Source organism: Pseudomonas sp. GOM6 (assembly GCF_029537485.1).
In the GTDB taxonomy this organism is placed as follows: Bacteria; Pseudomonadota; Gammaproteobacteria; order Pseudomonadales; family Pseudomonadaceae; genus Aquipseudomonas.
The window spans coordinates 1-20,671 of record NZ_JARPUS010000006.1 but is presented as its reverse complement, the minus strand read 5'-3'; the positions used below and the strand labels follow the sequence as shown (position 1 = coordinate 20,671).

20 protein-coding genes and 1 pseudogene are annotated in these 20,671 nt (G+C 63.0%); 13 read left to right on the top strand and 8 right to left on the bottom strand.

Annotated features, from left to right (window positions below; genetic code table 11):
* Positions 1-18: 18 nt before the first annotated feature.
* The 8 genes and pseudogenes from P7A97_RS08790 (at position 19) to trpC (ending at position 7,959) form a co-directional block, all read left to right on the top strand.
* Positions 19-1,266, top strand: a complete 1,248-nt coding sequence (locus P7A97_RS08790) for an ABC transporter permease (RefSeq protein ID WP_277689562.1) — start codon at positions 19-21, stop codon at positions 1,264-1,266.
* A gap of 146 nt (positions 1,267-1,412) precedes the next feature.
* Entirely contained in the window at positions 1,413-2,240 is an 828-nt protein-coding gene (locus P7A97_RS08785) for an ABC transporter permease (protein WP_277689561.1), read from the top strand.
* A 197-nt stretch (positions 2,241-2,437) separates the two neighbouring features.
* Entirely contained in the window at positions 2,438-3,112 is a 675-nt protein-coding gene (gene rpe, locus P7A97_RS08780; protein WP_277689560.1) for a ribulose-phosphate 3-epimerase, read from the top strand.
* Between the two features lie 38 nt (positions 3,113-3,150).
* Positions 3,151-3,923 (top strand): annotated as a pseudogene (locus P7A97_RS08775) (phosphoglycolate phosphatase).
* 69 nt (positions 3,924-3,992) lie between these two features.
* Positions 3,993-5,471, top strand: coding sequence for an anthranilate synthase component I (gene trpE, locus P7A97_RS08770; RefSeq protein WP_277689559.1), 1,479 nt, complete (start codon positions 3,993-3,995; stop codon positions 5,469-5,471).
* 13 nt (positions 5,472-5,484) lie between these two features.
* Positions 5,485-6,078, top strand: a complete 594-nt coding sequence (locus P7A97_RS08765) for an aminodeoxychorismate/anthranilate synthase component II (RefSeq protein ID WP_277689558.1) — start codon at positions 5,485-5,487, stop codon at positions 6,076-6,078.
* Position 6,079: 1 nt separating this feature from the next.
* A complete protein-coding gene (gene trpD, locus P7A97_RS08760; protein ID WP_277689557.1) occupies positions 6,080-7,126 on the top strand; it encodes an anthranilate phosphoribosyltransferase in 1,047 nt (348 codons plus the stop codon).
* Positions 7,123-7,959, top strand: a complete 837-nt coding sequence (gene trpC / locus P7A97_RS08755; protein WP_277689556.1) for an indole-3-glycerol phosphate synthase TrpC — start codon at positions 7,123-7,125, stop codon at positions 7,957-7,959. The genes trpD and trpC overlap by 4 nt, the downstream gene beginning before the upstream one ends.
* 65 nt (positions 7,960-8,024) lie before the next feature.
* Here the strand turns inward: trpC and crp are convergent, their stop codons facing one another.
* A complete protein-coding gene (crp, locus tag P7A97_RS08750) occupies positions 8,025-8,669 on the bottom strand; it encodes a cAMP-activated global transcriptional regulator CRP (RefSeq protein WP_277689555.1) in 645 nt (214 codons plus the stop codon).
* A 237-nt stretch (positions 8,670-8,906) separates the two neighbouring features.
* On the opposite strand from crp, the gene P7A97_RS08745 reads away from it, so the two are divergent.
* Positions 8,907-9,329, top strand: coding sequence for an OsmC family protein (locus P7A97_RS08745; protein ID WP_277689554.1), 423 nt, complete (start codon positions 8,907-8,909; stop codon positions 9,327-9,329).
* 47 nt (positions 9,330-9,376) lie between these two features.
* Here P7A97_RS08745 and coq7 read toward each other — a convergent pair whose 3' ends face one another.
* Positions 9,377-10,024: a 2-polyprenyl-3-methyl-6-methoxy-1,4-benzoquinone monooxygenase gene (gene coq7, locus P7A97_RS08740; RefSeq protein WP_277689553.1), complete on the bottom strand. Its 648-nt coding sequence runs from the start codon at positions 10,022-10,024 to the stop codon at positions 9,377-9,379.
* A gap of 189 nt (positions 10,025-10,213) precedes the next feature.
* Between coq7 and P7A97_RS08735 the strand changes: the two genes are divergently transcribed.
* Positions 10,214-11,695 (top strand): AAA family ATPase, encoded by a 1,482-nt coding sequence (locus tag P7A97_RS08735; RefSeq protein ID WP_277689552.1) that lies wholly within the window; start codon positions 10,214-10,216, stop codon positions 11,693-11,695.
* Here P7A97_RS08735 and P7A97_RS08730 read toward each other — a convergent pair whose 3' ends face one another.
* Genes P7A97_RS08730 through hemJ form a run of 4 tightly spaced genes read right to left on the bottom strand, consistent with a single transcriptional unit; the run spans position 11,696 to position 14,947 of the window.
* Positions 11,696-12,502: an SDR family oxidoreductase gene (locus P7A97_RS08730; protein ID WP_277689551.1), complete on the bottom strand. Its 807-nt coding sequence runs from the start codon at positions 12,500-12,502 to the stop codon at positions 11,696-11,698.
* 4 nt (positions 12,503-12,506) lie between these two features.
* On the bottom strand, positions 12,507-13,508 hold the full coding sequence (locus tag P7A97_RS08725) for a DUF805 domain-containing protein (RefSeq protein WP_277689550.1): 1,002 nt from the start codon (positions 13,506-13,508) through the stop codon (positions 12,507-12,509).
* Positions 13,509-13,556: 48 nt separating this feature from the next.
* Positions 13,557-14,504, bottom strand: a complete 948-nt coding sequence (locus P7A97_RS08720; protein ID WP_277689549.1) for a nitronate monooxygenase family protein — start codon at positions 14,502-14,504, stop codon at positions 13,557-13,559.
* A 17-nt stretch (positions 14,505-14,521) separates the two neighbouring features.
* Positions 14,522-14,947, bottom strand: coding sequence for a protoporphyrinogen oxidase HemJ (gene hemJ, locus P7A97_RS08715; RefSeq protein ID WP_277689548.1), 426 nt, complete (start codon positions 14,945-14,947; stop codon positions 14,522-14,524).
* A 114-nt stretch (positions 14,948-15,061) separates the two neighbouring features.
* Between hemJ and argC the strand changes: the two genes are divergently transcribed.
* Entirely contained in the window at positions 15,062-16,096 is a 1,035-nt protein-coding gene (gene argC / locus P7A97_RS08710; protein WP_277689547.1) for an N-acetyl-gamma-glutamyl-phosphate reductase, read from the top strand.
* A gap of 164 nt (positions 16,097-16,260) precedes the next feature.
* A complete protein-coding gene (gene erpA, locus P7A97_RS08705; protein WP_277689546.1) occupies positions 16,261-16,611 on the top strand; it encodes an iron-sulfur cluster insertion protein ErpA in 351 nt (116 codons plus the stop codon).
* Between the two features lie 53 nt (positions 16,612-16,664).
* Here the strand turns inward: erpA and P7A97_RS08700 are convergent, their stop codons facing one another.
* Entirely contained in the window at positions 16,665-17,756 is a 1,092-nt protein-coding gene (locus P7A97_RS08700) for an anhydro-N-acetylmuramic acid kinase (RefSeq protein ID WP_277689545.1), read from the bottom strand.
* Position 17,757: 1 nt separating this feature from the next.
* Positions 17,758-19,185: a peptidoglycan DD-metalloendopeptidase family protein gene (locus P7A97_RS08695; RefSeq protein ID WP_277689544.1), complete on the bottom strand. Its 1,428-nt coding sequence runs from the start codon at positions 19,183-19,185 to the stop codon at positions 17,758-17,760.
* Between the two features lie 177 nt (positions 19,186-19,362).
* Here P7A97_RS08695 and tyrS point away from each other — a divergent pair, with 177 nt between their 5' ends.
* On the top strand, positions 19,363-20,562 hold the full coding sequence (gene tyrS / locus P7A97_RS08690) for a tyrosine--tRNA ligase (RefSeq protein WP_277689543.1): 1,200 nt from the start codon (positions 19,363-19,365) through the stop codon (positions 20,560-20,562).
* Positions 20,563-20,671 lie beyond the last annotated feature (109 nt).

Here is a 20,671-nt window from a genome sequence, read left to right as displayed (position 1 = left end):
GGTTTTCTGGAGCCTGCGATGGCCACTACCGCTACTCTCACTGACGCCTCCGGCCTGACCCTGAAGCAGAGGCTGGCGCGCGCCGAGCGCCTCAACCGGCTCAAGGCCCAGGGCCTGATCCTGCCGCTGCTGGTGTTCCTCTTCGCGGTGTTCCTGCTGCCGATTGGCATCCTGCTGTACAAGAGCGTGGAGAACCCCGAAGTAGTCGGCAGCCTGCCGCGTACTGTCGAGGCCATATCCGCCTGGGACGGCCGTGGTCTGCCCGACGAGCCGGTCTATCGCGCCCTGGCCGACGACCTGGCCGAAGCGCGCAAGCAACAGACCATTGGTGACCTATCCAAGCGCCTGAACATGGAACTGGCCGGCTACCGCAGTCTGATGGCCAAGACCGGCCGCGCGCTGCCATTCAAGCAGCCACCGGAGTCTTACAAGGATGCGTTGGAAAACCTCGACGAGCGCTGGGGCGACCCGGCCTACTGGCAGGTGATCCGTCGCAATAGCTCTGCCTTCACCCCCTATTACCTGCTGGCTGCCCTCGACCATCGCATCGACGACCTCGGTGAGCTGGCGGCTGCCACCCCGGACCAGGCCATCTACCTGGACATCTTCGCCCGCACGTTCTGCATGGGCGCAGTGATCACCGTCATTTGCCTGCTGCTGGCCTATCCGCTGGCCTACCTGCTGGCGACCCTGCCGACCCGCACCAGCAATCTGCTGATGATCCTGGTGCTGCTGCCGTTCTGGACCTCAATTCTGGTGCGCGTGGCGGCGTGGATCGTGCTGTTGCAGTCCGGCGGCCTGATCAACGGTGCACTGATGGCCATGGGCATCATCGATGAGCCGCTGCAGCTGGTGTTCAACCGTGTCGGGGTCTACATCTCCATGGTGCACATCATGCTGCCGTTCATGATCCTGCCGATCTACAGCGTGATGAAGGGCATCTCGCCCAGCTACATGCGCGCGGCGATTTCCCTCGGCTGTCATCCGTTCGCCAGTTTCTGGCGCGTGTACTTCCCGCAGACCCTGGCCGGTGTCGGCGCCGGTTGCCTGCTGGTGTTCATCCTGTCGATTGGTTACTACATCACCCCGGCGCTGCTAGGCAGTCCGAGCGACCAGATGATCAGCTACTTCGTCGCCTTCTATACCAACAGCACCATCAACTGGGGCATGGCCACGGCCCTCGGCGGCCTGCTGCTGCTGGCCACCATGCTGCTCTATGTGGTGTACAGCTGGCTGGTTGGCGCCAGCCGTCTGCGCCTGGGATAAAAATGCCTGCGTTGCAGGCCAACTGATGACCCTCGCCCCTGTGGGGAGAGGGTGCCCGCAGGGCGGGAGAGGGGCGAAGCCTATGCAGCCCTCTCCCCCAGCCCCTCTCCCACAAGCGGGAGAGGGGAGTTGATTGGAGAGTGCATATGCTGAGCCCCTACAAGTCCCCCATCGAGCGCGCCTGGTTCTGGACTCACCGCAGCCTGTGCGCGCTGGTGCTGCTGTTCCTGATCCTGCCGGTGCTGGTGATCATCCCGCTGTCGTTTAACTCCGGCAGCTTCTTGGTCTACCCGCTGCAGGGTTTCTCCCTGCGCTGGTACGAAACCTTCTTCAGCTCGGCCGAATGGATGCGCGCGCTGAAGAACAGCCTGATCGTCGCCCCGGCGGCGACCCTGCTGGCGATGGTGTTCGGCACCCTGGCGGCGATCGGCCTGACTCGCGGCGAGTTCCGCGGCAAGGCGCTGGTGATGAGCCTGCTGATCTCGCCGATGGTCGCCCCGGTGGTCATCGTCGGCGTGGCCAGCTACCTGTTCTTCGCCCCGCTGGGCCTGGGCAACAGCTACACCGGGTTGATTCTGGTGCACGCCGTGCTCGGCGTACCTTTCGTCATCATCACCGTGTCCGCGACCCTGCAGGGCTTCAACTACAACCTGGTGCGCGCCGCCGCCAGCCTGGGCGCCTCGCCGCTGCTGGCGTTTCGCAAGATCACCCTGCCGCTGATCGCCCCCGGGGTGATTTCCGGTGCGCTGTTCGCCTTCGCCACCTCGTTCGATGAGGTGGTGGTGACCCTGTTCCTCGCCGGCCCCGAACAGGCCACCCTGCCGCGGCAGATGTTCAGCGGCATCCGCGAGAACCTGTCGCCGACCATCGCCGCCGCCGCGACCTTGCTGATCGGTTTCTCCATCGTCCTGCTGCTGACCCTGGAGTGGCTGCGCGGGCGCAGCGAGAAGATGCGTACGTCGTTGCCGGAGTAGTAGATAGATGCGAAGAGCCTGCCCACGGGCTTCTGCGCTAGAGAAAAGCAAGGCGAAAGTGACTGAGGAAGCGCAGTTTACGAGAGGTAAATGAGCATTCCGAAGGTGCTTTCAACGCGGCTTTTCCGACGCGCAGGAGATCGTGGGTAGGCTCTCAGGCTACAATCGCGTCACCGTGATTAAGCCCTGAGGCCGCCATGCAATCCTTCGCCATCGCCCCGTCGATTCTCTCCGCCGATTTCGCCCGCCTGGGCGAGGAAGTCGACAATGTCCTCGCCGCCGGTGCCGACATCGTCCACTTCGACGTGATGGACAACCACTACGTGCCCAACCTGACCATCGGCCCGATGGTCTGCTCGGCACTGCGCAAGTACGGCATCACCGCGCCGATCGACGCGCACCTGATGGTCAAGCCGGTCGACCGCATCATCGGCGACTTCATCGAGGCGGGCGCCAGCTACATCACCTTCCACCCGGAAGCCAGCGAACACATCGACCGCTCCCTGCAGCTGATCAAGGCCGGCGGCGCCAAGGCCGGCCTGGTGTTCAACCCGGCCACCCCGCTGGACGTGCTCAAGTACGTGATGGACAAGGTCGACATGATCCTGCTGATGAGCGTCAACCCGGGCTTCGGCGGGCAGAAGTTCATCCCCGGCACCCTCGACAAGTTGCGCGAAGCGCGCGCGCTGATCGATGCCAGCGGCCGCGAAATCCGCCTGGAGATCGATGGCGGGGTCAACGTACAGAACATCCGCGAAATCGCCGAGGCCGGCGCCGACACCTTCGTCGCCGGCTCGGCGATCTTCAACCAGCCGGACTACAAGGCCGTGATCGACGCCATGCGTGCCGAGCTGGCCCAGGTGCGCACGTGATACTGGAGCTGTTTCGCGGCGATCTGCCGCGCCTGGTGATGTTCGACCTCGACGGCACGCTGGTTGACTCCGTACCGGATCTGGCTGCGGCGGTGGATAGCATGCTGGTGCAGCTGGGCCGCGAGCCGGCGGGTATCGAGCGCGTGCGTCACTGGGTCGGCAACGGCGCGCGGGTGCTGGTACGCCGCGCCCTGGCTGGCGATATCGAGCACTGTACCGTTGACGAAGCGGAAACCACCCAGGCGCTGGAGCTGTTCAACGAAGCCTATGCCGGAAGCCATGCACTGAGCCGGGTCTATCCGGGCGTGGTCAGTTCGCTCGACTGGCTGCGTGGCGCCGCCGTGGAGCTGGCGCTGATCACTAACAAGCCGGAGCGTTTCGTCGCGCCGCTGCTCGACGAGATGGGCCTGGGCGGCTACTTCCGCTGGATCATTGGTGGCGACACCCTGCCGCAACAGAAGCCCGACCCGGCTGCGTTGCTGCATGTGCTGCACCTGGCCGGTGTCGAACCGGATCAGGCCCTGTTCGTGGGTGACTCTCGCAATGACGTGCTGGCCGCGCATGCTGCTGGCGTGCCTTGCGTGGCGCTGTCCTACGGCTACAACCATGGCCGGCCGATTGCCGAAGAAAACCCGGCGCGGGTCATCGACGACCTGCGCCAACTGCTGCCTGGTTGCACGGGCGAGGGCGCTGGGGTAATGTCCCCGGACTCCTCTGATTACCCCTCGCACGAGACAGCATCGTGGTAGTTGCCCACAAACACTGGATGAAACTGGTCAAGGCCCTGGCCCGCTGGCGCTGGCGCGCCTGATTTCCTCCCGGCCGGTTGCCCCGGCGTGTTTGCTCAACTCCCGTTTACCCTCCCCACGAGGCTGTGTGCATGACCCGCGAAGAATTCCTGCGTTTGGCCGCCGAAGGCTACAACCGCATTCCGCTCGCCTTCGAGACCCTGGCCGACTTCGACACCCCGCTGTCGATCTACCTCAAGCTGGCCGATACCCCCAACTCCTACCTGCTGGAATCCGTGCAGGGCGGTGAGAAGTGGGGGCGCTACTCGATCATCGGCCTGCCGGCGCGCACCGTGCTGCGAGCCCATGGTCACCACGTCAGTGTCAGCGTCGACGGCGTCGAGACCGAGAGCCTCGACTGCGAAGACCCGCTGGCCTTCGTCGAACAGTTCAAGGCGCGCTACAACGTTCCGACCATTGCCGGCCTGCCGCGTTTCAATGGCGGCCTGGTGGGCTACTTCGGCTACGACAGCGTGCGCTACGTGGAGAAGAAACTGGCGCAGTGCCCGAATCCTGATCCGCTGGGCACGCCGGATATCCTGCTGATGGTCTCGGATGCGGTCGTCGTCTTCGACAACCTGGCCGGCAAGATGCACGCCATCGTTCTGGTTGACCCGGCGCAGGGCGATGCATTCGAGCAGGGCCAGGCACAACTGCGCGAGCTGCTGAACAGGCTGCGCCAGCCGATCACCCCGCGCCTGGGCGTGGATCTGAGCAAGGCCAGCGGCCCGGAGCCGGACTTCGTTTCCAGCTTCAAGCGCGATGACTATGAGGCGGCGGTCGGTGCGATCAAGGAATACATCCTCGCCGGCGACTGCATGCAGGTGGTGATCTCGCAGCGCATGTCGATCCCGTTCCAAGCCGCGCCGATCGATCTGTACCGCGCGCTGCGCTGCATCAACCCGACGCCCTACATGTACTTCTTCAACTTCGGCGACTTCCACGTGGTGGGTAGTTCGCCGGAAGTGCTGGTGCGGGTCGAGGACAACCTGGTCACCGTGCGCCCGATTGCCGGTACCCGCCCGCGCGGCGCCAACGAGGAAGCCGATATCGAGTTGGAGAAGGATCTGCTGTCCGACGCCAAGGAGATCGCCGAGCACCTGATGCTGATCGACCTCGGTCGCAACGACGTTGGTCGCGTCTCCAGCACCGGCACGGTGAAGGTCACCGAGCAGATGGTGATCGAGCGCTACTCCAACGTCATGCACATCGTCTCCAACGTCACCGGCCATCTGAAGGAAAACCTGTCGGCCATGGACGCCCTGCGCGCGATCCTGCCGGCCGGCACCTTGTCCGGTGCGCCCAAGGTACGCGCCATGGAGATCATCGACGAGCTGGAGCCGGTCAAGCGTGGCGTCTACGGTGGCGCCGTGGGCTACCTGGCGTGGAACGGCAATATGGACACCGCCATCGCCATCCGTACCGCGGTGATCAAGGACGGCGAGCTGCATGTGCAGGCCGGTGCTGGCATCGTTGCCGACTCGCAGCCGGCGCTGGAGTGGGAAGAAACCCTGAACAAGCGTCGCGCCATGTTCCGCGCGGTCAGCCTCGCCGAACAGTCCGTGCAGTAAGGGAGACGCCAACATGCTGCTGATGATCGACAACTACGACTCCTTTACCTACAACGTGGTGCAGTACCTGGGCGAACTGGGTGCCGACGTCCACGTGATCCGCAACGACGAGCTGAGCATCGCCGAGATCGAGGCGCTCAAGCCCGAGCGCATCGTGGTCTCCCCTGGCCCGTGCACACCGACCGAGGCGGGCGTGTCCATCGAGGCCATCCTGCATTTTGCCGGCAAGCTGCCGATCCTCGGCGTGTGCCTCGGCCACCAGAGCATCGGCCAGGCGTTTGGCGGCGATGTGGTGCGCGCGCGCCAGGTGATGCATGGCAAGACCAGCCCGGTATTCCACGAGGACAAGGGCGTGTTCGCCGGCCTCAACAAGCCGCTGACCGTGACCCGTTATCACTCGCTGGTGGTCAAGCGCGAGACCCTGCCGGAGTGCCTGGAAATGACCGCCTGGACTCAGCATGAAGACGGCAGCGTCGACGAGATCATGGGCCTGCGCCACAAGACCCTGAACATCGAGGGCGTGCAGTTCCACCCGGAATCCATCCTCACCGAACAGGGCCACGAACTGTTCGCCAACTTCCTCAAACAGCAAGGCGGGGTGCGCTGACATGGACATCAAGGAAGCCCTCAACCGGGTGGTCAACCAGCTGGACCTGACCACCGCCGAAATGCAGGACGTCATGCGCCTGATCATGACCGGGCAGTGCACCGACGCGCAGATCGGCGCCTTCCTCATGGGCATGCGCATGAAGAGCGAGACCATCGACGAAATCGTCGGCGCCGCTACCGTGATGCGCGAGTTGGCCTCGCCGGTGCAGATCAATGCCGAGCGCCTGGTGGATACCTGCGGCACCGGTGGCGATGGCATGAACGTGTTCAACGTCTCCACCGCTGCTGCCTTCGTGGTTGCCGCGGCCGGCGGCCGGGTGGCCAAGCATGGCAATCGTGCGGTGTCCGGCAAGAGCGGCAGTGCCGACCTGCTGGAGGCGGCCGGGGTTTATCTCAACCTCAAGCCGGAGCAGGTAGCGCGCTGTGTGGAGAGTGTCGGTGTGGGCTTCATGTTCGCCCCGGCCCATCACGGCGCCATGAAGCACGCCATCGGCCCGCGTCGTGAGCTGGGCCTGCGCACCGTATTCAACATGCTCGGCCCGATGACCAACCCGGCGGGGGTCAAGCATCAGGTGATCGGCGTGTTCAGCCAGGCGCTGTGCCGGCCGATGGCTGAAGTGCTGCAACGCCTCGGTAGCCAGCATGTGCTGGTGGTGCACGCCAGCGACGGTCTGGACGAGGTCAGCTTGGCCGCGCCGACCTATGTCGCCGAACTGAAGGACGGCGTGATCAGCGAATACCGCATTCAGCCCGAGGACTTCGGCATCAAGAGCCAGAGCCTGATCGGCCTGACCGTCGAGGATGCGGCCGGTTCGCTGGCGCTGATCCGCGACGCGCTGGGCAAGCGCAAGACCGAGAACGGTCAGAAGGCGGCCGACATGATCGTGCTCAATGCCGGCGCCGCGCTGTACGCCGCCGACCTGGCGACTAGTCTCAAGGAAGGCATGCAGCTGGCGCAGGACGCCCTGCACACCGGCCTGGCCTGGGAGAAGCTGGACGAGCTGGTTTCCTTTACCGCTGTATTTCGCGTGGAGAACGAAGGGTGAGTATCCCAACCGTGCTGGAGAAGATCATCGCCCGCAAGTTCGAGGAAGTGGCCGAGCGCAGTGCGCGGGTCAGCCTGGCCGAGCTTGAAGTGCAGGCACGTGCGGCCGATGCCCCGCGCGGTTTCGCCCGCGCCCTGCAGACCCGTGCTGCCAACAAGCAGGCGGCGGTGATCGCCGAGATCAAGAAGGCCTCGCCGAGCAAGGGCGTGTTGCGTGAGCACTTCGTGCCGGCCGAGATCGCCAAGAGCTACGAGGATGGCGGCGCTGCCTGCCTGTCGGTACTGACCGATATCGACTTCTTCCAGGGCGCCGACGAGTACCTGCAGCAGGCGCGTGCCGCTTGTGCGCTGCCGGTGATCCGCAAGGACTTTATGGTCGATCCCTATCAGATCGTCGAAGCCCGTGCCCTCGGCGCCGACTGCGTGCTGCTGATCGTTTCCGCACTGGACGATGCACGCATGGTCGAGCTGGCCGATGTGGCCAAGGAGCAGGGTCTGGACGTGCTGGTGGAAGTGCACGACGGCGACGAGCTGGAGCGTGCGCTCAAGCACCTGGATACCCCGCTGGTGGGCATCAACAACCGTAACCTGCATACCTTCGAGGTCAGCCTGGAAACCACCCTCGACCTGCTGCCGCGCATTCCGCGTGATCGCCTGGTGATCACCGAGAGCGGCATTCTCACCCGTGCTGACGTGGAGCTGATGGAGATCAGTGAGGTTTACGCCTTCCTGGTCGGCGAAGCCTTCATGCGTGCCGAGGATCCGGGGGCCGAGCTCAAGCGGCTGTTCTTCCAGAGCGCCAGTCGAGTGGTGCTGGGCGCTGATCCGGACTGATCTGGTCAGCTCTGCAGAAATAAAAACGCCGCTCAATCAGCGGCGTTTTTTATGGTGTGAGTGGCTCAGCGCGTGCCGTAGACCACCATGGTCTTGCCTTTGACATGCACCAGACCCTGTTCCTCGAGGGACTTGAGCACGCGACCGACCATTTCGCGGGAGCAGCCAACGATGCGGCCGATTTCCTGGCGGGTGATCTTGATCTGCATGCCGTCCGGGTGGGTCATGGCGTCCGGTTGCTTGCACAGGTCCAGCAGGGTACGGGCCACGCGGCCGGTCACGTCGAGGAAGGCCAGGTCACCTACCTTGCGTGTGGTGTTGCGCAGGCGGTCGGCCATCTGGCTGCCCAGGGCGTAGAGAATTTCCGGGTCCTGCTGGGTCAGTTCGCGGAACTTGGCATAGCTCAGTTCCGCCACTTCGCATTCGGTCTTGGCGCGAACCCAGGCGCTGCGCTCTTTCTCGGTGCCCTCGCGCTCGAACAGGCCCATTTCGCCGAAGAAATCCCCAGAGTTGAGGTAGGCGATGATCATCTCGCGGCCATCATCATCCTCGATCAGGATGGTGACGGAGCCTTTGATGATGAAGAACAGGGTTTCGCAGCGATCCCCTGCATAGATGATGGTGCTTTTCGCCGTATAACGGCGGCGGTGACAGTGCGCGAGCAGCTTGTCGAGATTCTTTATCTTTGGTGTAAGGGTAATAGCGACCATGCCCGAGTCCCGAAAAAGTGAGTAAGCCTCTGTCCAGCAGGCGTATTTCTTATTAGTTATCCGAACAAGTGTGCCAGTAAACCGCCGCCAGCTTAACAGACGTGGTGCAGTGGGTAACGCCAAAATGCGACGTGGCTAACACTAGGGGTGGCCCACTGCCCACGAAACGGCTGCTCGGGGCTGGTTTTGACGCTGTGCTAAGCTAGCGCGCATTTTTTCGGGTAGTGGAGTCTGGCGATGAAAGCGCGCATTCAGTGGGCCGGTGAGGCCATGTTCCTTGGCGAGTCCGGCAGCGGCCATGTCGTGGTCATGGACGGTCCGCCCGAGGCCGGTGGCCGCAATCTGGGCGTGCGGCCGATGGAAATGGTGTTGTTGGGCCTCGGCGGCTGCAGCAACTTCGACGTGGTCAGCATCCTCAAGAAGTCGCGCCAGCCGGTGGAAAGCTGCGAAGCCTTCCTCGAGGCCGAGCGTGCCGACGAGGATCCCAAAGTGTTCACCAAGATTCACCTGCACTTCGTGGTCAAGGGCCGCGGGCTGAAGGAGGCACAGGTCAAGCGTGCGGTGGAGCTGTCGGCAGAGAAGTACTGCTCGGCCTCGATCATGCTCGGCCGCGCCGGTGTGGAGATCACCCACGACTACGAAATCGTCGAACTTGGCTGAGTTCGGCTGATATGAAAAAGGCGCCCTTGGGCGCCTTTTTCTTTGCTTCAGATCCGGTAGGTGCTCTTGGTCATCACCTTGGACAGCAGGCTCATGCCGAATTTGACCGGGGCGGGGAAGCGCAGGCCGCCCGCCTCCAGGGCACTGGTGGAATGTTGCTGCTCGTCCTCGCGCATCTGTTCGAGGATGGCGCGGGTCTTGGCGTCATCCGCCGGAATTTGCTCCAGGTGCTCGTCGAGGTGTTTGACCACCTGATCCTCGGTAGCGGCGACGAAGCCCAGGCTGACCTTGTCGCTGATCAGTCCAGCCATGGCACCGACGCCGAAGGACAGGCCATAGAACAGCGGGTTGAGCACACTTGGGCTGCTGCCGAGCTCGCGAATGCGCTGTTCGCACCAGGCCAGATGGTCGATCTCCTCGTCGGCGGCATGCTCCATGGCTTGGCGTACCTGAGGCAGTCTGGCAGTCAGCGCCTGGCCCTGGTAAAGCGCCTGGGCGCAGACCTCGCCGGTGTGGTTGATACGCATCAGGCCGGCGACATGACGGGCCTCCTCGTCACTCAGTTGCCCCTCGTTCTGCACGATGGCTGGCGAGGGTCTGGCCGGTGCGCCGCTGAAGGGCAGCAGGGTGCGCATGGCGGCATCGGCCTGCATCAGCAGGCGGTCGACGGGGGAAAACTGGCGTTGGTCGCTCATGGGCTTCTCCATGCAGGGCATGCCGTGCAGTTTACCTGAAGGTTCGGCCAGAATTTTGACCGGCGACAACAGGTCGCTGTTCCTCTCGCGAATGTCCGTGTTTGCCAGCCCGCGGGCTGTTCATGGGCTTCCTGGCCATCCTTGGGTATTCTGCGAAGCCAGACAGGGTCAGCGACACAAGGAGCGCGTGTGAAGAACGATATCCACGATCTGGGGCTGGTGCTCGACTCGCGGGTCAAGCTGGTGGTGATCGAGTCCTGGGATGAGCCGCGGGTGCTGGAGACCCTGACCTCGCTGGCGATCAAGCGTGGCCTGGGTATTTATACCTGGGCGGTGACCGAAGGGCTGCAGCGTCTGGCCTTTGGCGGTGAGCCGAATGGTGAACTGGACAGCCGCGAGCCCGAGCAGGCGCTGCGCCTGATCAAGGCCGATCCGGTGCCTAACCTGTATGTCATGTGCGATCTGCACCCCTTCCTTGCCGATAATCCCAAGCTGGTGCGCCTGCTCAAGGAAATTGCTATGAGCGAAGCGGCGCACAGGCCGACCCTGGTGCTGGTGTCCCATGCCTTCAAGCTGCCGGCCGAGGTACAGCGCTATGCCGCGCGCTTCAGTCTGGCGCTGCCAACGGAAGAAGAGCTGCTGGCCATCGTCCGCGAGGAGGCCACGCGCTGGAGCGAGCGCAATCGCGGCGCGCGGGTGCGTACCGACAACCGTACGCTGCAGCAGGTGGTGAAGAACCTGCGTGGCGCCAGTCATGCCGAGGCCCGGGCGCTGGCACGCAATGTCATCTGCGATGACGGCGCCATTACCCAGGAAGACCTGCCGGAGCTGAACAAGGCCAAGTTCCAGTTGCTCGACCTGGGAGGAGTGCTCAGTTTCGAGTACGACACCGCGCGTTTCGCCGAGGTGGGCGGGCTGGCGAATCTCAAACGCTGGCTGGGCGAGCGCCAGGCGCTGTTTCTCAATGCCAAGGGGGCTGATGTCCCCCGTGGCATGCTGCTGGTCGGTGTGCAGGGCGGCGGCAAGAGCCTGGCCGCCAAGGCCGTGGCGGGGCTCTGGGGGTTGCCACTGCTGCGCCTGGATTTCGCCAGCCTGTACAACAAGTTCTTTGGCGAGACCGAGCGCAACCTGCGCGAGGCGCTCAAGCTCGCCGAGCAGATGGCGCCTTGCGTGTTGTGGATGGACGAGATCGAGAAGGGGCTGGCCACGGGCGACAACGACGACGGCGTCAGTCAGCGCGTGCTGGGGACCCTGCTGACCTGGATGGCCGAGCGCAAGGCACCGGTATTCATGGTCGCCACCGCCAACGCCATTCACCGCCTGCCGCCGGAGTTGGTGCGCAAGGGGCGCTTCGATGAACTGTTCTTCGTCGACCTGCCGGATGCGCAGGTGCGTGCGGACATCTTCGCCATCCACCTGCGCCGGCGCGAGCTGGAGCCTGAGGCTTTCGATCTGGCCGAACTGGCGGGTATCAGTGACGGTTTCTCCGGCGCGGAGATCGAGCAGGTGGTGGTCAGCGCACTCTACGCCGCGCAGGCGCGACAACAGACGGTCGATCAGGCCTTGCTGCTGAGCTGCATCCAGGGCACCGCGCCATTGTCGGTGGTGATGGCCGAGGATCTGGCCGCTCTGCGTGCCTGGGCAGCTGGGCGCACGGTCAGCGCTGGCTGATCAGGCGTGCTCGTCGCCCGCGCGGGGCAGCAGTGGGCGCACCATACGCATAGCAATGCGTCTGGCCAGGGCCCGCGGGGTCAGGCGCAGCAATTGCGGCAGCAGGCGCTGGCGCCATTCGGGAATGATGATGGCGCGGTTCTTCTCCAGTCCGCGTACGGCCTGCAGGGCAATCTGCTCCGGGCTGGCCAGCAGTTCGCGCCGTGCCAAACCCTCGCTGCGCAGGTGCGCACGACGGAAGAAGGCGGTGGCCACAGGGCCGGGGCAAAGCACCGAAACCTTTACCCCGTAAGGCGCCAGCTCACTGCGCAGCGCCTCTGAGAAATGCAGCACATAGGCCTTGCTGGCGAAGTAGTTGCTCATCAGCGGCCCCGCCTGGAAAGCGGCCAGGGACGCGACATTGAGAATCTGCCCGGCGCCGCGCCGCTGCATATGCCCGCCAATAGCGTGGCACAGGCGGCACAGTGCCAGGACATTCAGCTCGATCAGTTCCTGCTCACGGCTCCAATCCTGTTCGACGAACAGGCCGGCGCTGCCGATACCGGCATTGTTCACCAGCAGGTCGATCTGTCTTTCGCTGTCCTCCAGTTCCTGGAGCAGCCCACTGACCTGCAGGGGCTCGCTGAGGTCGCAGACACGGAACAGGGCCTCAACGCCGAAGCGCTGACTCAGTTCGCAGGCGATGCTTTCCAGGGCATCGCGCTGGCGGGCAACCAGCAGCAGGTTACGCCCGCGCCGGGCCAGCGCTTCGGCCAGGGCCAGACCGAGACCGCTAGAGGCGCCGGTGATCAGGGCGTAACCGCTCACCGGTTTACTCCTCGGCCTGCGGCATCTGGAACTGCTGAGCGTCCTGTGCGCGCTGCACGTATTCCTGGTAGGCCGGAATGGCCACGGCAGCGAGGATGCCCACGGTCGCGATGATCGACAGCAGCAGGCCGCCCCAGGCCATGGCGATCACACCGCGGCTGTTGGGCGGCGGCGGTGGGCCGTAGCGGTTGGCATCCGAAGTGCCGGGTACCACCAGCATCAGCAGGGAGAAGACGAAGCCTACCAGCGGCACCAGGTTAATCAGCCAGAGCCAGCCGGACCAGCCGATGTCGTGCAGGCGCTGCACGCCGATCATCACCGCTACCACGATCGAACCGAGCACCACGGGAATCATCAGCAGTCCGCCAACCATGGGCACAACGGCCATGATGCCGGCGGCAATGGCATAGGCGAGCATGAACAGCAGCATCATGCCCATCGACCAGCCCAGGTAGCGCAGTCGGCCGATCCGTCCACGTACGCTGAAGATGTTCAGCGGGCCGTGCTCCGGCAAGGCTTCGCCTACCTCTGCCTTGGGCGTGCTGTAAGGCGATGCCGGCGCGCTCGCGGGTGCCTGTGCTTCGGCTGTGGGGGCACTGGTGGCCAGCTGAGCCTGACGAGCCAGGTACTTCTCGATGACGATGCCGCAGGCCGAGCACTCGCTTGACTGTGGCTGGGTGTGGCCGCATTTGGGGCAGTTCATGCTGGTTGCGGCGGCGCTGTGCAGGGCCGTCTGGTCATGCTCGGCGGTAGCGCCCAGGCTGAGCTGTGGCCCCTCGCTCTCCTTGCGTACCCGGGCACCGGCTCGTTGCAGCGCCGCCAGGTACTTGTCGGCTTCGGCTTCGGCGAGGTCGCGTTTGAGCGCCACGGGGGAGCCGCTGAACAGCGCGTCGATACGGCTCTGCTCGCTCTTGAACAGGCGGGCGAGGTTTTCCTTGACCGTCTCCAGAGCCATGTCCGGCATGAGCTGGCCGTCGAAAATGATCTTGTAGCGGGCCTCTGTCATCTGTGCTTCCTTGTCGTTGTTGTTGGCATTCTTCGGGGGATGTGCGGCTCAGGATAATTGCACGGCTCGCTCGCGGGCGGCCCGGTATTCGGCATCCAGGCGGGCGATCAGCTCGGCCGTGCTGGGCAGGTCGTCGATGCCGCCGACGCCCTGGCCGGCAGACCAGACGGTTTTCCAGGCCTTGGCTTCGTCATTGATCGGCTTGAGCTTTTCGCCGTAGTTGATGTCACCCTTGTCCTGCAGGCGCTGCAGATCGTAGCCGGCGCGCTCCAGACTCTGGCGCATGAAGCTGGCCGGTACGCCGGAAACCGCCGGTGTATGCACGATATCGGCGGCGCGGGCGCCAAGGATCATCTGCTTGTAATCGCTGTCCGCGCTGCTTTCGCGGGTGGCGATGAAGCGCGTGCCCATGTAGGCGAGGTCGGCGCCCAGTAATTGGGCGGCCAGTACCTCATGGCCGTGGTTGAGGCAGCCGGATAGCAGCAGGGTCTTGTCGAAGAACTGGCGGATCTCGGCGACCAGGGCGAAAGGGCTCCAGGTGCCGGCATGCCCGCCGGCGCCGGCGGCCACGGCGATCAGGCCGTCCACGCCTGCTTCGGCAGCCTTTTCGGCGTGTCGGCGTGTGGTGACGTCGTGAAAGACCAGGCCGCCATAGCTGTGTACCGCGTCGACCACTTCCTTGACCGCGCCCAGGCTGGTAATCACCACGGGCACTTTGTGCTCCACACAGATGGCCAGGTCGGCCTGCAGCCGTGGGTTGCTGCCATGCACGATCAGGTTGACGGCATAGGGCGCGGCGTCCGCAGCCAGGCCGGTCTCGATCTCCTCCAGCCAGGCCTTGAAACCGCTGCTCTCGCGCTGGTTCAGGGCCGGGAAGCTGCCCATCACGCCGTTATTGCAGCAGGCCAGCACCAGTTGCGGGCCGGATACCAGAAACATCGGCGCCGCGACGATCGGCAGGCGCAGACGATTGTCGAGTAGGGCGGGCAGGGACATGGGATTTCCTCTCGTCGTCAGAAGGGTTTGACCACCACCAGGATCACGATGGCCAGCAGGAACAGCACCGGCACCTCGTTGAACCAGCGATAGAACACGTGGCTGCGCGCGTTCTCGCCGCGAGCGAAACGTTTCAGCTGGGCGCCGCAGACATGGTGATAGCCGACCAGCACGGCTACCAGGGTCAACTTGGCGTGCAGCCAGCCCATCTGCAGCCAGCCCGGATTGAGATAGAGCAGCCAGCCACCAAGCAGCAGAGTAGCGATCATCGAAGGGTTCATGATGCCGCGGTACAGCTTGCGTTCCATCACCGTGAAGCGCTCTTGGCTGGGCTGGTCCTCGGCCATCGCGTGATAGACGAACAGACGCGGCAGATAGAACAGGCCGGCGAACCAGCAGACGATGGCAATGATGTGCAGGGCCTTGACCCACAGATAGAGCATTAGGGCTTTCCTCTAACGATTCACTCGCGATAGTAGAGAAAGCCGTGCCCGTGCGTCACCTGCGCTGTTGGCTTATCATCGCGCCTTTCTCAACTGCGCAGCGAGGGGCGGGCAATGGTCAAGGTCGGAATCGTCGGTGGTACGGGCTACACCGGAGTGGAACTGCTACGCCTGCTGGCGCAGCATCCGCAAGCCGAGGTGACTGTTATCACCTCGCGCTCCGAAGCCGGGGTCAAGGTTGCCGACATGTACCCCAACCTGCGCGGGCACTACGACAACCTGGCTTTCAGCGTGCCCGATGTGGCGACTCTGGGCGCCTGTGACGTGGTGTTCTTCGCCACTCCGCACGGTGTGGCCCATGCCCTGGCCGGCGAACTGCTGGCGGCGGGCACCAAGGTCATCGACCTGTCCGCCGACTTCCGCCTGCAGGATGCCGAGGAGTGGGCCAAGTGGTATGGCCAGCCCCATGGCGCTCCCGAGCTGCTGCCCGAGGCCGTATATGGCTTGCCGGAGGTCAATCGTGACGCCATCAAGTCGGCACGCCTGATCGCCGTACCGGGTTGCTACCCGACAGCGACTCAGCTGGGCCTGATCCCGCTGCTGGAGGCCGGTCTGGCCGAACCGAGCCAACTGATTGCCAACTGCGCCTCCGGTGTCAGCGGTGCAGGTCGCGGCGCCAAGGTCGGCTCGCTGCTGTGCGAGGCCAGCGAGAGCATGATGGCCTACTCGGTCAAGGGGCATCGTCATTTGCCCGAAATCACCCAGGGGCTGCGTCGCGCGGCTGGCGGGCCGGTAGGCCTGACCTTTGTGCCGCACCTGGCACCGATGATCCGTGGTATCCATGCGACCCTGTACGCCACCGTCGCCGACCGCGGCGTGGACCTGCAGGCGCTGTTCGAGAAGCGCTACGCCAATGAGCCTTTTGTTGATGTGATGCCGGCTGGTAGCCATCCGGAAACCCGCAGCGTGCGAGGCGCCAACGTCTGCCGCATCGCTGTGCACCGGCCCCAGGGCGGCGAACTGGTGGTGGTGCTGTCGGCCATCGACAATCTGGTCAAGGGCGCGTCCGGCCAGGCGGTACAGAACATGAACATCCTCTTTGGCTTGGACGAGCGCCTGGGCCTGTCCCACGCTGCGCTGCTGCCTTGATCCTCCGTGCGTCCTAGCATTTGAATTCGCCGCGGACGCACCATCCAGCTAGCAGATTATGCGTATCTGCTGGTGCGCAATAATTGACCAGTTTACTCGGATAAGCGGATAATCCGCTTCCGCGTGGTACGTAACATGGCGCCTGGCGCCGGGAGAGCAGCAAGATGAGCGTCGAAACCTTCACTCCAACCCCCCTGATTTTCACCCAGGGTGCGGCGAACAAGGTGAAGAACCTGGTCGATGAAGAAGGCAACCCGCGCCTGAAGCTGCGGGTGTTCGTCACCGGTGGCGGCTGTTCCGGTTTCCAATACGGCTTCACTTTCGATGAAGACGTGGCTGACGACGACACCATCGTCGAGCGTGAGGGCGTCAGCCTGGTTGTCGACCCCATGAGCTTTCAGTACCTGGCCGGTGCAGAGGTCGATTATCAGGAAGGCCTGGAAGGTTCTCGCTTCGTGATCAACAACCCCAATGCCACCACGACCTGCGGCTGTGGTTCGTCGTTCTCGATCTAAGCGGATCGAATAAGAAAAAGCCGCGCATCTGCGCGGCTTTTTCGTTTCTGTGTTCAGGCCGGGTAGATGGCGCCGAGGATTCGCAGCCCCCTGGCGCCACTGACGCTGGGGCGGTTGGCTGGAATGCGCTCCAGGCAACAATGAGCCAGCCAGGCAAAGGCCATCGCTTCGACCCAGTCCGGCGGTACGCCGCGGCTTTCGGTGCTATCCACCCGGCAGCCGGGAAGTAGTTGCTGCAGGCGCAGCATCAGTGCCGAGTTGTGCGCACCGCCGCCACAGACCAGCAGTTCTTGGGTGTCGGGCTGCGCCTGTAGCAGGGACTCGGTGATGCTGCATGCCGTTAGCTCCAGCAGGGTGCGCTGAACATCGGCAGGTTGCAGGACGGGCAGGGCAGCCAGATGGCGCTCCAGCCACGGCAGATTGAACAATTCGCGGCCAGTGCTCTTCGGGCCTTTTCCAGCAAAGAACGGATCGCTCAACAGTCGGCTCAACAGCCCTTCGTGCAGTGTGCCGCTGGCGGCCCAGGCACCGTCGCGGTCGAAGCTCTGGCCCTGGTGCTGGGCAATCCAGGCATCCATCAGTGCATTGCCTGGCCCGCAATCGAAGCCTCGAACAGGCTGGCCGGGGTTGATCAGGCTCAGATTGCTGAAACCGCCGATATTGAGAACGGCACAAGGCTTTTGAGTGGCACCGAACAGCGACTCATGGAAAGCAGGTACCAGGGGCGCGCCTTGCCCGCCCGCGGCCATGTCCCGGCGGCGGAAGTCGGCAATTACGTCAATGCCGGTCAGTTCAGCCAACAGGGCTGGGTTGCCGATTTGCACGGTGAAAGCGCGTGCGGGCTCGTGGCGAATGGTCTGGCCGTGGCTGCCGATGGCACGGATATCGCTCGGTCCAAGGCCGTGACTGTGCAATAGCTCATTGATGCCTTGGGCCGCCAGCGTTGCCCAGCGCTGTTCGGCGATTGCGGCGCGGGCAATTTCGTCCTGACCGGGCGCACAGAGGCTCAGCAATTCGCTGCGCAGCTCTGCGGGCATGGGGAGGTAATGGTGGGCGAGCAGCGAGATGTTCTCGTCCTGCTCGATCAGAGCAATGTCCAGCCCATCGAGGCTGGTGCCGGACATCACTCCCATATAGCGCGGCATATCAGGGTTGCTTGTTGGCGGCCAGCAGGGTGGCCTTCTCTTGATCCATGCGCGCCATCAATGGCTTGCTCAGCTGCAGGAAGCGCTGCTTCTCGCTGCTTGGGATCGGGTCGGCCATCGGCAGTTTCTGGCTGAGCGGGTCGACATGGCGCCCGTTGACCTGGAACTCATAGTGCAGGTGCGGCCCGGTGGACAGGCCGGTAGTGCCGATGTAGCCAATGATCTGGCCTTGCTTGACGCTGACGCCTGTGCGGATGCCTTTGGCGAAGCCTTGCATGTGACCGTAAAGCGTCTTGTAGCTGCTGCCATGCTGGATGATGACGGCATTCCCGTAGCCACCGCGACGACCAGCCAGGATGACCTTGCCATCGCCCGCTGCCTTGATTGGAGTGCCGCGCGGCGCGGCGTAGTCCACGCCCTTGTGTGCGCGGATCTTGTTCAGGATCGGATGCTTGCGGCCCATGGAGAAGCGCGAACTGATACGCGCAAAATCCACAGGGGTGCGGATAAACGCCTTGCGCATGCTCATGCCGTCAGCGTTGTAGTAGCTGCTTACGCCCTGCTTATTGGTATAGCGCACGGCGGTATAGGTCTTGCCGCGGTTGGTGAAGCGGGCAGAAAGAATATTGCCGCTACCTACGCGCTTGCCATCGACGACCTTCTCTTCGTAGATCAGCTCGAATTCGTCGCCGCCTCGGATGTCTTGAGCGAAGTCGATGTCGTAGCCGAACACGTTGGCCAGATCCATCGTCAAGCTGTGCGAAAGGCCAGCACGTTTGGCAGAAAGGAACAGCGAGCTATCGATGACACCATGGGCGTAGGCAGTACGCACATCGGGCTTGACCAGCTCGCGCTTGAAGGCGAAACCGTTTTCTGAGCGGTTGAGGCTGATGCTCTCCAGATCATTGAGCTTACTGCTCAGCCTCTCCAGTCGGCCGTCGGTGGTCAGCTTGAAGTCCAGCACCTGGCCAGCGCGCAGGCGGCCAAAGCGTTTTGCATCTTTGCTGCTATTCAATGCCTCATGCAGGGCATTGGCATCCAGCCCCACCTGAGCAAAAACAGTCGACAACGTATCGCCGCTGGCGACGGTGACGCTTTTCTGCAACGGGTCGGTAGATTGATTCAGAGATGCTTCGTTTTTCTTATTGTCCGCGTCTGGTTCGGCGCTGTTCTTGTTGTCTGCAAGGCTGGTGTCGGCGAATGGCGATGCCTTTTGCGCCACCTCTGGCTGGCCAGGTCGGAGTTCATCCTTTTCCTGCAGGATCTGCTCGGCCCCGTTGTCCAGCTCCAGGCTCAGGTAGGTCTTCTTCGCTTCGACTTCGCGTGATGGGAACACCAGCAAGGCCAGGCTCAGCAGCGCCGCAATGCCGCTTGCCGCCAGTAAATGGCTCCGCGGATAGGACGTGGCTTTGGGTACAGAATGCGTCATGGCTCAGGGTGTTTCTTGGAAGAGTGCATTAACTGTCTAAAATATAATCAAATTTCTCTATAGGCAACCCTTGAGTCGGGTTAATGGCTGGGTGGTTGGGGCTGTGCTGGAGCTTGTAATTGGTCAGTGATCTTGTATGGTTGGCTCCCTTTTGTTTCGAGTGGCATGAGTCCTGTCATGAAGTCGGTTGAAGAGCAGCTGGCGCTGATCAAGCGTGGCGCCGAAGAAGTTCTGGTTGAGTCTGAGCTGGTTGAGAAGCTCAAGCGTGGCGAGCCGCTGCGCATCAAGGCGGGCTTCGATCCGACTGCGCCGGATCTGCACCTGGGGCACACCGTGCTTATTAATAAGTTGCGTCAGTTCCAGGAGCTCGGCCATCAGGTGATTTTCCTGATTGGTGACTTCACCGGCATGATTGGCGACCCCAGCGGTAAGAGCGCTACGCGCCCGCCGCTCACTCGTGAGCAGGTGCTCGACAACGCCGAAACCTACAAGACCCAGGTATTCAAGATTCTTGATCCGGCCAAGACCGAGGTCGCTTTCAACTCGACCTGGATGGACAAGCTGACGCCGGCCGACTTCATTCGCTTATCTTCGCAGTACACCGTGGCGCGCATGCTGGAGCGTGATGACTTCCAGAAGCGTTACGAGGGCAATCAGCCGATCGCCATCCATGAGTTCCTTTACCCGCTGGTGCAGGGCTATGACTCGGTAGCTCTACGAGCTGACGTCGAACTCGGTGGTACGGACCAGAAATTCAACCTGTTGATGGGGCGTGAGCTGCAGCGCTCGTACGGCCAGCCGTCCCAGTGCATCGTCACCATGCCCTTGCTTGAAGGGCTGGATGGCGTGAAGAAGATGTCCAAGTCTCTGGGCAACTATATAGGTATCCAGGAAGCTCCGGGCGTCATGTACAACAAGCTGGTCTCCATGCCGGACTCGTTGATGTGGCGTTACTTTGAATTGCTCAGCTTCCGTTCCATGGAAGAGATTGAGCAGTTCAAGGTAGATGTTGAAAAGGGCGCTAATCCGCGCGATATCAAGATCAAGCTGGCCGAGGAAATCGTGGCGCGTTTCCACGGTGAGGAGGCAGCAGCGACAGCGCACCGCTCTGCTGGTAATCGTTTGAAAGATGGCGAGCTGCCCGATGATCTGCCAGAGGTTGAATTGCTTGCCGCTGAGGATATGCCGGTTTCCGCGGTTCTTAATAAGGCTGGTTTGGTGAAGAATGCTGCGGCGGCTCGCGACCTGCTGAGTGCTGGTGGCGTCAAGGTCGATGGTGAATCGGTGGATCGCAGCTTCATGTTCAAGCTGGGCTCCAGTCATGTGTGCCAGGCTGGCAAGAAGGCTTTTGCTCGTATCTCGATCAAGGCGGAGTGAAAACTTTGCAAAAAGCCATTGACGGGTAAGTTCGAAGGCCTATAATGCGCGCCTCTTACGGCGCAGCCTGATCTGAAAACTCCTTGTTAATCAGTGAGTTAGGTGAGTG